The following is a 14,129-nucleotide window of genomic DNA, read 5'->3' as shown; positions in this document are numbered from 1 at the left end:
TCCTCACAACGGCTGGTGCCTGACGGCGTCCGGTGCCCGGCGGCTATGGCTGGTCGACGGAGAATCCGGCTTCGAGTTCGTCGATCTGGTGTTGTGCGAGGTCGAGGAGGTGGAAGTCGGAGGGCGTGTGTCCGCCCGCCGTGGGGTCCTCGGTGTGACCGGCGAGGCCGGCCAGCATCTTCAGCCAGGTGTCGCCGAGCCGCCGCGCGTCGGCCTCCTCCAGCAGCCGCCCCGCCCAGCTCAGCGTGATCGTCAGCTCGGGTCCGCCGGCGGTGTCCCTCACCGCCGCCACCGCGTCCACCACGTGCGTGGCGGGCATGCCCGGGTCGACCGAACCGCCGATCGCGCTCTCACCGGCCAGTTGCCACGGCCCGATCCGGCCCGCGCCGGTGCCACCGCCCGCACCGCCGCCCGCCGCGAACCGGCCCAGGTAGTTGAAGCCGATCTGCGCGGCCGGCGCGGCCCGCAGGACCGGGCCCGTCACGGGGTCGAGATGCCGCAGGAGCTCATGACCGAGGCCGTCCCCGGGCACCGCCCGAGCCTGTTCCTTGACGGCCTTCACCAAGCTACCGGCAGCCTCGCCCCCCGCCATAGCGGCGTCCAAGTGCGCACCGCTCACGTCGAGCCGCACCGGACGCACGCTGGTGAACAGGCCCACCGTGCGCAGCAGGTCCACGCCCTCCAGGGGCTCGCGGCCGTGTCCCTCGACGTCGACGAGGAGCGCTTGGGCGGTGCCCGGCCGCCAGTGCCCGACCGCGCCGGCCAGGGTGGCGAGGAGGACGTCGTCGACGCCGCAGTGGAAGGCGGCGGGGGCCGCACCCACCAGGGTGGCCGCCTGCTCGGGCGGCAGCGTCCACGTCTGGTGCCGCAGGGTGCGTACGGTGTCCTGCTCGGGGTCGAGTTCGCGGCTGCCGAGGGGAGGTTGTGGCGTGCCGAGCAGGGCCAGCCAGTCGTCGAGTTCGGCGGTCCGCCGTTCGTCGGCCGCCTGCGCCATCAGCAGCTCCGCCCAGCGCCGGAACGAGGTGCCCACCGGGTCGAGCACCGGTTCGCGGCCCGCGGCCACCGCCTCGCACGCGGCCCGCAGGTCCGGCACGAGCACCCGCCAGGACACCCCGTCCACCACCAGGTGGTGGACCACCAGGACGATCCGGCCCGTGCGTGCGGGGCCCGCGTCGACCCACACGGCCCTCGTGAGGATGCCGGAGGCCGGGTCGAGGCGCTCCACCGCCTCGCGGGCCGCCCGGCCCGCGATCTCGTCCAGGGTCGCGTCGGTGTCCGCGCCCGCCGCGGCCACGCGCGTGACCAGACGTGCGGCGTCCACCGATCCCCGCTCGCCGACGATCAGCTTCGGCTCTCCGGGGACCGTGCGGGCCCGCAGCATGTCGTGCGCGTCGAGCAGGGCGCCCAGCCCCGCCGCCAGCGTCCTCGTGCCCAGCCCTGCCGGGGCGCCGAGGACGGTCCACTGGGCGAACCCGGGGCGTGCGGCCCGCTCGCCCAGCGCCCGCATCACCGGCGTCCAGGGCACCTCGCCGACCCCGACGTCGTCGACGGCGGCCTCGGGCGTGACGGCCCCCGCGACCTCCGCGAGCCGCTCGGGGGTCTTCTCCTCGAAGACCTGGCGTGACGTCAGCAGCAGCTTCGCCCCGCGTGCGCGGGAGGCGAGCTGCATCGACATGATCGAGTCGCCGCCCAGTTCGAAGAAGCTGTCGCCGACCCCGACGCGCTCCAGACCGAGCACCTCGGCGAACAGGTCACACAGGATCCGCTCGGTCTCGTTGCGCGGCGCCCCCGCCGTGACCCGCTCGGCGAAGTCCGGCGCGGGCAGCGCGGCCCGGTCCACCTTGCCGTTGGCGGTCAGCGGCAGTCGGTCGAGCGGCACGAACGCCGCCGGCACCATGGGGTCGGGCAGCCGCTCCCGTACGTACGCGGGGAGTTCGGCGACCAGAGCGGCGGCCGGACCGTCACCGGTGTGCCGCGCGGGGTCGGCGACGACGTACGCGACGAGGCGGGCGCCCTCCGCGTGATCCTGGCGGGCGACGGCCACGGCCTGCACGACGTCGGGGTGAGCGGTCAGGACCGCTTCGATCTCGCCGGGCTCGATGCGGTGTCCGCGCACCTTGATCTGGTCGTCGGCGCGGCCGACGAAGAGCAGTTCGCCCTCGCGCGTCCACCGCGCCACGTCCCCGGTGCGGTACATCCGCGTCCCCGCCGCGAACGGGCAGGCGACGAACCGCTCCGCCGAGAGCCCCGCCCGCCCCAGATAGCCGCGCGCGAGCCCGGCACCGGCGACGTACAGCTCTCCGGCGACGCCGGGCGGCGCGGGCAGCAGGAACTCGTCGAGGACGAACACCTCCGCGTTCGCCATCGGGCGCCCCAGGGGCACCACGTCGCGGCCGGGCGGCAGCGGTTCGCTCATCGCCGCGCAGACGGTCGTCTCCGTGGGGCCGTACGCGTTCACCATGCGCCGCCCCCGCGCCCACCGGTCCACGAGCCCCGGCGGGCACGCCTCACCCGCCACGACCAGCGTCTCCAGGGCCCGGGGCAGCCGCTCCTCGGCCGCGAGGACGCTCGGCGGCACGGTGACGTGGCTCGCCCCGGTCCGGCGCACTGCCTCGTCCAGCGAGACCCGCGGCGGCAGTCCGTCCGGCGCGGCCACCACCAGGGAGCCGCCCGACATGAGTGCCATGCACAGTTCGGAGACCGCCGCGTCGAAGCTCGGCGACGCGAACTGAAGCACGCGTGAGTCCGCCCGTACCGCGAAGCGGTCGATCTGCGCCCGCGCGAGGTTGCCGAGGCCCGCGTGGGTGACGACGACGCCCTTGGGCCGCCCCGTCGACCCCGACGTGTAGATCACGTACGCGGCGTTGGCCGCCCCCAGCGGCGCCCCGCGCTCCTCGTCCCGAACCGGGCCGCCCGCGCACCGCCGCACCTCGTCCGCCACCCGCGGATCGTCGGTCACCACGACCCGGCCGGTGAATCCGGCGGGCACCGCGCCGCGCGCCGCCTCGGTGCACACCACTGCCGAGGGGGCCGCGTCGGCCAGCAGGTACGCGATCCGCTCCGCCGGGTATCCGGCGTCCACCGGCACGAACGCGCCGCCTGCCATCGACACCGCGAGGAGCGACTCCACCATCGCCGCCGACCGTTCACCGACGACGGCCACCCGGCGCTCCGGACCGACTCCGAGCCTCGCCAGGTACCGCGCGAGACGTCCGGCCCGGTCCGTCAACTCCCGGTAGGTGAGCGCTTGTTCGCCCGACCTCAACGCCACCGCGTCGGGGGTCCGCTCCGCCTGTCGCGCGAGGAGTTCGGGCAGCGGCGCCGCGCCGGCCGCCGGTTCCCGCGTCCGGTTCCACTCGCGTACGACGAGGTCGCGCCCGGCGGCGGCCACGACGTCCACCCGGCCCACGGGCACCGACGGGTCCGCGACCAGCTGCTCCAGGATCCGCACCAGCGACGCGACCATGTCCTCTGCGCGGGCGCGGTCGCACACGTCCGGCCGGAAGACGAAGTCGCCGTGCATGGGATCGCCGGGCGAGACGACGAACGTCAGGGGGTAGTGGCCCATGTCCTGCGGTGTTCCGGCGGGGCGGATACGGAGGGGGGCGGGGGCGGAGCCGTTCTCGGAGCCGGGTGTGGGGGCGTGCGCGGAGCCGGGTGTGGAGCCGGGTGTGAGGTCGTTCTCGGACCCGGGTGAGGAGCCGGGCGCCGAGGCGTTCTCGGGCGGGTGCGGGTAGTTCTCGTAGACCACGAGCGTGTCGAAGACCGCGCCGGGGCCCGCGAGCCGATGGATCTCGGTGAGCCCGACATGCTGATGGGCCATCAGCGCGACCTGGCGTTCCTGGAGTCCGGCGAGCATCTCGCACGCCGGCTGTCCGGGTGCCAGCGGCACACGTACAGGCACGGTGTTGATGAACAGGCCGATCGCCGACTCCGCACCGGGCAGGTCCGTGGGCCGGCCGGCCACGGTCGCGCCGAACACCACGTCCCGGCGCCCGGCGAGCCGCGCGAGCAGCAGCGCCCACGCGCCCTGCACCACCGTGTTCACCGTGAGGCCGCGGTCACGTGCCACCCGGGCGACGCCCCGTGACACCTCCTCGGAGAACGCGAACCGGATGCGGTCCGGCACCACGGGCACCCGTACGGACTCCGCGGGCACGACCAGCGTCGGTTCGTCGAGGCCGGCCAGCTCCGCCCGCCAGGCGTCCCGCGCCACCTCCTTGTCCTGCCGGTCCAGCCACGCCAGGTAGTCCCGGTAGGACGTCACCGGCGGCAGGTCCCGTCCGTCGCCACCGGCGGCGTGCGCCTCGTACGCCGCCCGGAGGTCGGTGATCAGGACCGGCAGGGACCAGCCGTCCATCGTGATGTGGTGGCTCGTGATGACCAGCCGGTGCCGGTCCTCGCCGAAGCGGATCAGGAGGAGGCGCAGCAGCGGGGCCCGTGTCACGTCGATCCGTTCCGCCCGCTCGTCCTCGGCCAGGCGCTCCGCCTCGTGCCGCGCCGCTCCCTGCGTGAGTCCCCCCAAATCAACCTGGTGCCAGGAGAGTTCGGCGTCCCGCGCCACGACCTGTACGGCCTCGCCCGACGTGAGGCGATGGAAGCTCGCCCGCAGGATCGGATGCCTGCGCAGCACGGTCTCCCACGCGGCGCGCAGCCGGTCCGCGTCCAGCGGACCGTCCAGGGCCAGGGCGCGCTGCCCTTCGTAGACGTCCGGCTCGGCCTCGTCGAAGGTGGCGTGGAAGAGCATGCCTTCTTGCAGCGGCGACAGCGGCCATACGTCGGCCACCCCCGGCACCGCCGCCTCCAGCTCCTCGACGCCGTCCTGGGTGAGGGTGCGCAGGAGCGGGAAGTCCGAGGGCGTGTGTCCGCCCGCGCCGCTCTCCTCGGTGTGCGCGGCGAGCCCGCCGAGCATCGCCACCCAGGCCCGGCCCAGCCGCTCGGCCTCCGTCTCCGTCACCAGCAGGCCGGGCCGGCTCAGGGTGAGCGTCAGCTCGGGCCCGTCCGGGGTGTCGCGGATCGCCGCCCCCGCCTCCAGGACGTGGGTGGCGGGCGTTTCGGGGTCGATCGAGCCACCGATCGCGGTCTCACCGGTCATCTGCCAGGGGTCGCCCGCCGGGTCCGCGCCCGTCCCGAACCGGCCAAGGTAGTTGAATCCGATCTGTGGGGCCGGCGCGGCCGCGAGGGCCGGCGCGGTCCCGGGGTTGAGGTGGCGCAGCAGCGCGTGGCCGAGCCCGTCGCCGGGCACCGCGCGCACCTGTTCCTTGACCGCCTTCAAGAGCCTGCCCGCGGCGGGACCACCGGCAAGGGCCTGCGGCAAGTCCACTCCCGCCGCGGTCAGCCGCACGGGGCGGGCGCTGGTGAACCAGCCGACCGTACGCGACAGATCCACACCCTCCAACGCCTCACGGCCATGCCCCTCGACATCGACCAGAAGCCCTGCGGCGGTATCCGGCCGCCACCGCGCGACAGCCCCCGCCAGAGCCGCGAGCAGCACATCGTCGACACCGCAGTGGAAGGCGGCCGTGGTCCGGCCCACCAGCGTGGCCGCCTGCTCCGGGGGCACCACCCACGACGTGCGGCGCACGGTCCGCGCGGTGTCCACGCCCGGGTCCAGCTCCCGCTGCCCGAGCGGCACGTGACTCTTCCCGAGCAGGGCCAACCAGTCGTCGAGCTCGACGGTCCGCCGTTCGTCGGCCGCCTGCGCCATCAGCAGCTCCGCCCAGCGCCGGAACGAGGTGCCCACCGGTTCCAGCCGCGGCTGGCTCCCTGCCGCCGCCGCTTCACAGGCGGCCCGCAGGTCCGGCACGAGCACCCGCCAGGACACGCCATCCACCACCAAGTGGTGCGCGACGAGAACTAGTTGGCCATACCGGTCCGGTCCCGCGTCCACCCATACCGCGCGCACCATCACACCGGAGGCCGGGTCGAGGTGCTCCACGGCCTCGCGCGCCGCCCGCTCCGCGATGTCGCCGACGCCTTCGTGGGACGCTACTGGAACGCGGGACACCAGGGCGGACGCGTCCACCGTGCCGGGCTCACCGACGATCAGCTTCGGCTCGCCGGGCACCGTGCGGGCCCGCAGCATGTCGTGCGTGTCCAGGACCGCGCCCAGCCCGATGGTCAGTACGTCGAGGCCCAGGCCGGCGGGAGCGCCGAGGACCACCCACTGCGCGAATCCGGCACGCGTGGCGCGGTCGCCGAACGCCCGCATCACGGGTGTCCAGGGCACCTCGCCGGCACCGGGGTCGTGTGCGGTGGCCGCCGTCACGGCGACCTCCGCCACCGTGGCGAGCCGTTCCGGTGTCTTCTCCTCGAAGACCTGCCGGGGCGTCACCACCAGGCCCGATCGGCGGGCGCGGGAAGCGAGTTGCATGGAACTGATCGAGTCGCCGCCCAGCTCGAAGAAGCCGTCCTCGGCCCCGACCCGCTCCAGGCCCAGGACTTCGGCGAACAGCCCGCACAGGATGCGCTCCGCCTCCGTGCGCGGCTCGCGTCCGATCACCCGTGCGGCGAAGTCCGGTGCGGGAAGCGCAGCCCGGTCCACCTTCCCGTTCACCGTGAGCGGCAGCGCGTCCAGGACGACCACCACCGCCGGGACCATGTACTCCGGCAGCCGATCCGCCACGTATGCACGCAGCTCCTGCGCGTCGACACCCGGCCCGCTCTCAGTCACGTACCCGATCAGCCGCTTCTCGCCGAGACCCGGGCCGTCCTGCCGGGCCACCACCACCGCCTGACCGACCGCGTCATGCCCCGCAAGGACCGCCTCGACCTCCCCCAGCTCCACCCGGAACCCCCGGACCTTCACCTGCTCATCCGCACGCCCCACGAACAACAACTCACCCTCGGCCGACCACCGGGCCAGATCCCCCGTCCGGTACATCCGGCCCGTGTCGCCCGTGTCGCCCGTGTCGCCCGGCGCGTGGAAGGGGCGGGCCACGAACCGCTGTGCCGTCAGGCCCGGCCGGTCGAGGTAGCCGCGGGCCAGGCCCGGGCCCGCGACGTACAGTTCGCCGACGGTTCCGGGCGCGACCGGCCGCAAGAAGTCGTCCAGGACGTAGGCCCGGCTGTTGACCAGCAGCCGGCCGACCGGCACCGGGCCGTGGCCCACCGCGCGCAGCGGCTCGCTCATCGCGGCGCAGACGGTCACCTCCGTCGGGCCGTACGCGTTGACGAGGCGCCGGTCCGACCAGCGCTCGGCCAGCCACGGCGGGCACTCCTCGCCCGCGACGACCAGGGTCGACACGGTGTCGGGCAGGGCGTCCACCGTCGCGAGGACCGAAGGCGGCACCGTCATGTGCGTCACCGCGAACTCGGCGGCGACGTCCGCGAGCGTGCCGTGCGGCGGCAGGCGGTCCGCGCCGGCCACCACGAGCGCCGCCCCCGACAGGAGCGCCATGCACATCTCGGAGACGGCGGCATCGAAGCTCCACGAGGCCAGTTGCAGGACGCGCGAGTCGGGACGTACGGCGAACCGCTCGATCTGGCCGGCCGCCAGGTTGCCGATGCCGCCGTGGGTGACCACGACGCCCTTCGGTGTCCCGGTCGAGCCGGAGGTGTAGATCACGTACGCCGGGTCCGTCGCGCCGCTCCTGCCGTCCTCGGCGAGGTGTGCGGGGCCGGTGTGCGGCGTGGGTGTGCCGGGGGTGCCGTGCACCCACCGGGGCACGTCCGCCGGAAGTGCCGGCTCGGTCGTGGCCGTGCAGACCACGAGCGCGGGACCGGCGTCGGCCAGCACGTGCGCGATCCGCTCGGCGGGATACGCCGGGTCCACCGGCACGAAGGCCGCTCCGGCCCTGGACACGCCCAGCAGGACCGCGACCACGTCGGCCGAGCGTTCCATCACCACGCCGACCAGGTCGCCTCGGCGCACGCCGTGCGCCCGCACCTGGTGCGCCACCCGGTCGGCGGCGCGGCCGAGCTGCGCGTACGTCCACTGCCGGTCCGCCGCGATCACGGCCGGTGCGTCGGGGGTGCGGCGTGCCTGCGCCTCGAACAGTTCCCCCAGGGTTCCGGTGGGGACAGGCCGGTCGGTGGCGTTCCACCGGTCGAGCACCGTGGTGCGCTCGGCCGTCTCCAGCAGGTCGACGTCGCCGACCCTGAGCGCGGGATCGGCCGCGAGCCGGTCGAGGACGCGGGCCAGCTGCCTGCCCACGTGCAGGGCCCGGCGCCCGTCGAACACGTCCGGCCGGTAGGTCAGGCGGACGCCGAGGCAGTCGTCCGGGACGACGCCTACGGCCAGCGGGTAGTGGGTGCCGAGGCGGCTGCCCACCTGGGCGAGCGCGACTTCGCCGCCTTCTCGGCCGGGGCCCCCGACGCCAGAGCCGGGGCCGGGGCCGGGGCTGGGGCTGGAAAGCAGGGGTGCGCTGCGCGGATAGTTCTCGAACATCAGCATGGTGTCGAAGGTCGCGCCCGCCCCGGCGACCGCCTGGATCTCCGTCAGTCCCATGTGCTGATGCGCCATCAGTGCGGTCTGGCGCTCCTGGAGCCGGGCGAGCATCGCGAGCACCGGTTCCCGAGGGTCGAGTTGTACGCGCACCGGAAGCGTGTTGATGAACAGGCCCACCGTCGACTCGACGCCGGGGAGCTCTGGGGGCCGTCCCGCCACGGTGGTGCCGAACACCACGTCCGTGCACCGCGCGAGGCGTGCGAGGACCATCGCCCACGCGCCCTGCACCACCGTGTTCACCGTCAGGCCCTGTACGCGGGCCAGTTCGGTGACGGCGCGCGAGGTCTCTTCGGAGAGGCGCAGCGAGCGTTCCTCGGTCGGGACGGGCGCCCCGCTCAGGTCCGCGGGGGCGACGAGGGTCGGCTCGTCGGCCCCGGCCAGCTCGGCACGCCAGGCGGCCCGCGCGGCCTCCTTGTCCTGCCGGGCCAGCCACGCCAGGTAGTCCCCGTACGACGCCGCCCGGTCGGGCGCGGGGGCGGCGCCGTCCGCCGCGTACGCCTCGGACACCTCGTTCAGCAGGAGCGGGGTCGACCAGCCGTCCGCCACGATGTGGTGGCTGGTGACGACCATGCGGTGCCGGTCCTCACGGAGGCGGATCAGGAGCAGCCGCAGGAGGGGCGGCGCCGTCAGGTCGAGGCGCTCGGCCGCGTCGCGGGCGGCGAGCCGCTCCGCCTCGGCGAAAGCCTCGTCCTCCGTGCGGTCGGACACGTCGGCCTCGCGCCAGGGCAGTTCGACGTCCGACGCCACGACCTGCACGGCCTCCCCGGACGGCAGGCGGTGGAAGCTCGCCCGCAGCGCGTCGTGCCGGGCCACCAGCCGCTGCCACGACGCGCGGAGCCGGTCCGCGTCCAGCGGTCCGTCCACGGCGAGCACACGCTGGCTCTGGTACGCGTCCGGGCCCTCGCCGTCGAAGGTGGCGTGGAAGAGCATGCCTTCTTGCAACGGTGACAGCGGCCATACGTCGGCCAGCCCCGGCACCGCCGCCTCCAGCCGCTCGACGCCGTCCTGGGTGAGGCCGTCGAGGAGGGGAAAGTCCGAGGGCGTGTGTCCGCCCGCGCCGCTCTCCTCGGTGTGCGCGGCGAGCCCGCCGAGCATCGCCACCCAGGCCCGGCCCAGCCGCTCGGCCTCGGCCTCCTCCAGCAGGCCGCCGGGCCAGCTCAGCCTGATCTCCAACCGCGGTCCGTCCGCGGTGTCCTGGACGGTGACGTTCGCTTCCAGGGCGTGCGGCAGGGGTGTTTCGTGGTGGACGGAGCCGCCGATCGCGGACTCACCGGTCACCTGCCAGGGGGCCGTCGTCGCGGCGGTGGCGGCGGCGAACCGGCCGAGGTAGTTGAAGCCAAGCTGCGGGGCCGGGGCGGCCGCGAGGGCCGGCGCGGTCCCGGGGTTGAGGTGGCGCAGTAGCGCGTGGCCGAGCCCGTCGCCGGGCACCGCGCGCACCTGCTCCTTGACCGCCTTCAAGAGCCTGCCCGCGGCGGGACCACCGGCAAGGGCCTGCGGCAAGTCCACTCCCGCCGCGGTCAGCCGCACGGGGCGGGCGCTGGTGAACCAGCCGACCGTACGCGACAGATCCACACCCTCCAACGCCTCACGGCCATGCCCCTCGACATCGACCAGAAGCCCTGCGGCGGTATCCGGCCGCCACCGCGCGACAGCCCCCGCCAGAGCCGCGAGCAGCACATCGTCGACACCGCAGTGGAAGGCGGCCGTGGTCCGGCCCACCAGCGTGGCCGCCTGCTCCGGGGGCACCACCCAGGTCCGCTGACGCAGGGTCCGGACAGTGTCGAGGGCCGGGTTCAACGCCCGTGTACCCAGTGGTACTTGGCGGTCGCCGAGGAGGGAAAGCCAGTCGTCCAGCTCAGCGGCCCGCCGCTCATCGGTCGCCTGCGCGGTCAGCATCTCCGCCCAGCGCCGGAACGACGTGCCGACCGGGTCCAGCTCCGGGGCGCGCCCGGCGGTGGCCGCTTCACACGCGGCGCGCAGGTCCGGCACCAGGACGCGCCAGGACACCCCGTCCACCACCAAGTGGTGGGCCACGAACACCAGTCGGCCGACCCGCCTCGGCCCTGCGTCCACCCACACCATCTGGGTCATCACTGCGGAGGCCGGGTCGAGGCGTTCCGCGGCGGCCTGGGCCGCCCGTCCGGCGATCCCGCTCAGGGCGTCGTCGGCCGCGTGCACCGCGTCCACGCGGGAGACCAGTCGCCCCGCGTCGACCGAACCGCGCGCACCGACGTTCAGCTTCGACTCACCGGGGAGCGTGCGGGCCCGCAGCATGTCGTGCCTGTCGAGTACGGCACTCAGCCCGGCGGCCAGGACGTCGAGGCCGAGCCCGGCCGGGGCTCCGACCACCACCCACTGCGCGAAGTGCGGATGGGCGGCTCGCTCGCCGAGCGCCCGCATCACCGGAGTCCAGGGCACCTCACCGGCACCGGAGTCGTGTGCGGTGGCCGCCGCCACGGCGATCTCCGCCACCGTGGCGAGCCGTTCCGGTGTCTTCTCCTCGAAGACCTGTCGAGGTGTCACCACGAGTCCGGCACGGCGGGCGCGGGAGGCGAGTTGCATGGAGCTGATCGAGTCGCCGCCCAGCTCGAAGAATCCGTCCTCGGCCCCGACCCGCTCCAGACCGAGCACCTCGGCGAACACATCACAGAGGATGCGCTCTGTTTCGGTGCGCGGTTCGCGTCCGGTCACCCGGGCGGCGAAGTCCGGTGCGGGAAGCGCCGCGCGGTCGACCTTCCCGTTGACGGTCAGGGGCAGGGCGTCCAGGACGACGACCGCCGCCGGGACCATGTACTCCGGCAACCGCTCCGCCACATACGTACGCAACTCCTGCGCGTCGGCACCTTGCCCGTCCACTGTCACGTATCCGATCAGCCGCTTGTCGCCGGGACCGGAACCGTCCTGCCGGGCCACCACCACGGCCTGGGACACCGCAGGATGCCCGGCAAGGACCGTCTCGACCTCCCCCAACTCCACCCGGAACCCCCGGACCTTGACCTGTTCGTCGGCGCGCCCCAAGAACAGCAACTCGCCTTCGGGTGACCACCGTGCCAGGTCCCCCGTCCGGTACATCCGCCGCCCGCCCTCACCGAACGGACACGCCACGAACCGCTCCGCCGTCGGCCCCGGCCGGTGCAGGTACCCCTGCGCGAGTCCCGCGCCCGCCGCGTACAGCTCCCCCACCACGCCGGGCGGGACCGGGCGCAGGAAGGCGTCCAGGACGTACACCTGCCGGTTTCCCAACGGCCGCCCGATCGGCAGCACCGGCCCGTACGGCGCACCCACCGGCAGTACATGCCATGTCGCACACAACGTGACCTCCGTCGGCCCGTACAAATGCCGCACGACAACCTCAGGACACACCTCACGCACCCGCGCCACCGAACCCGCCGGCACCACATCCCCGCCGGTCAACACCTCCCGCAACCCCACGAAACACTCCGGAAATTCCTCCGCGAGCATCCGGAAAAGACCAGCCGTGACATGCACCGCCGACACACCCCCGGCAACCGCCTCCCGCACCCCCCGCGCATCCACCGCACCCGGACCGGCCACCACCACCCGAGCCCCGGAAACCAACGGAACCCACACCTCGAACAACGACACATCGAAGGCATGCGGCGCATGCATCAACACCGCATCACCACGACCCACCGACCAACCCGCATCCCCGGCCAACGCAGCCACACTCCCATGCGGCACCGCCACACCCTTCGGCACACCCGTCGACCCCGACGTATACATCACATACGCCAAATCCTCCGCAGCCATGGGAGCAACCCCCTGTCCCGACCGGCACCGGACGATCGCCGCCGCCACCTCGGGGTCGTCCACGACCACCACCGGCCCTGCCTCCGCTTCCTCGGGCAGCAGCCCGCGTGTGCCGTCGGTGCACACCACCGCCGCCGGGGCGGCATCGGCCAGCACATATGCGATGCGGTCCGCCGGGTACTCCGGGTCCACCGGAACGTAGGCCGCACCCGCCTCCCACACCCCCAACAACGCCACCACCACATCAGCCGACCGCTCCATCACCACCGCGACACGATCACCCCGCCCCACACCCAACCCCACCAAATACGCCGCCAAACATCCCGCCCGCCCCGCCAACTCCCCATACGTCAGCCGGACTTCACCATTCACCACCGCCACCGCACCCGGCTCACGCGCCACCTGCCCGGCGAACAACCCGGGCACCGACACACCCGGCACCCGCCCCACCGTCGCGCTCCACGCGTCCACCACCAGCCCACGCTCCACGGCATCCGTCACCTCCACCCGGCCCACCGGCACCGACGGATCCGCCACCATCTGTTCGAGCACCCGCACCAACCGCTCGACGACCGACTGCGCGGTGGCGTGGTCGAACAGGTCCGGGCGGTGGTCGAGTTTGACTGCCATCCGCTCGCCCTCGGGAGCCACGACCAGCGTGAGCGGGTAGTGGGCGGCCTCCCGCTCGCCGAGGGCACGCAGGGTGAACGCGTCCGGGGCGGGCTCCTCCTGAGGGGGGCGGGGGTAGTTCTCGTACACCACGATCGTGTCGAAGGCGGCGCCTGGGCCTGCCGACTTCAGGATCTCGGAGAGGCCGAGGTGCTGGTGTGCCATGAGCGCGGCCTGACGGTCCTGGAGGGTGGCGAGCATGTCCGAGACGGGTTGCGAGCCGTCGAGCGGTACGCGGACCGGCAGGGTGTTGATGAAGAGGCCGACCATGGACTCCACACCCGGCAGTTCTGCGGGACGCCCGGCGACCGTCGCACCGAACACCACGTCCGTACGGCCCGCGAGACGCGCGAGGACCAGCGCCCACGCGCCCTGCACCACCGTGTTCACCGTCAGGCCCTGGGCGCGGGCCAACTTGCCCATGTCGTGGGTCAGTTGCTCGGAGAGCCGGATGATGATGCTTTCCGGCGCGACCGGTGTCCGCGCCGGGTCGGCCGCCGCGACGAGGGTCGGCTCGTCGAGGCCGGCCAGCTCCGCCCGCCAGGCGGCGCGCGCCGCCTCCTTGTCCTGTCGGCCCAGCCATGCGAGGTATTCGCGGTAGGACGTCGTCCTGGGGAGCGTGCGGGTGTCACCGCCCGCCGCGTACACGGCGGGCAGCTCGTTGAACAGCACCGCCATGGACCAGCCGTCCATGACGACGTGGTGGCTGGTGAGGACCAGCCGGTGCCGTTCGTCGCCCATCCGGAGCAGCAGGAGCCGCAGCAGCGGCGCGACCGCCGGGTCGAACCGCTGCGAGCGCTCGCGCGCCGCCAGCCGGTCGGCCTCGGTGACGGCGTCGTCCTCCCCGAGCCCTGAGAGGTCCTCCGTACGCCAGGGCAGCACGGCCTCGCGCGCGATGACCTGCACCGCCTCGCCCGACTTGCGGCCACGGAAGCTCGCCCGCAGCGCGCCGTGCCGGGCGAGCAGCGCCTGCCACGACCTGTGCAACCGGTCCATGTCGAGCGGCCCGACCAGCTCCAGCGTCCGCTGCCCCTGGTAGACGTCCGGACCCTGGGCGTCGAAGGAGGCGTGGAAGAGCAGCCCTGTCTGCAACGGCGACAGCGGCCAGACGTCCTCGACAGTGGATCGGGTCATCTTCTCTGTCTCCTCACAACGGCGGCGTGCCGGGTCTGTCACGACAATCGGGTCGGTTGGACCGGTTGGACCGAGCGGGCGGTGTGCGGTCGGTGTGGGCGGCTGA

At 73.9% G+C, this 14,129-nt stretch carries 1 protein-coding gene; it reads right to left on the bottom strand.

Annotated elements, in window-relative coordinates; genetic code table 11:
* Window positions 1-43: 43 nt before the first annotated feature.
* Complete coding sequence (locus tag KKZ08_RS35855) at window positions 44-14,023, bottom strand: non-ribosomal peptide synthetase (protein ID WP_223778404.1); 13,980 nt, start codon at window positions 14,021-14,023, stop codon at window positions 44-46.
* Between the last annotated feature and the right edge of the window lie 106 nt (window positions 14,024-14,129).

It is taken from the genome of Streptomyces sp. 135, assembly GCF_020026305.1.
Taxonomy (GTDB): domain Bacteria; phylum Actinomycetota; class Actinomycetes; order Streptomycetales; family Streptomycetaceae; genus Streptomyces.
This window is presented reverse-complemented; position numbering and strand designations above follow the sequence as displayed.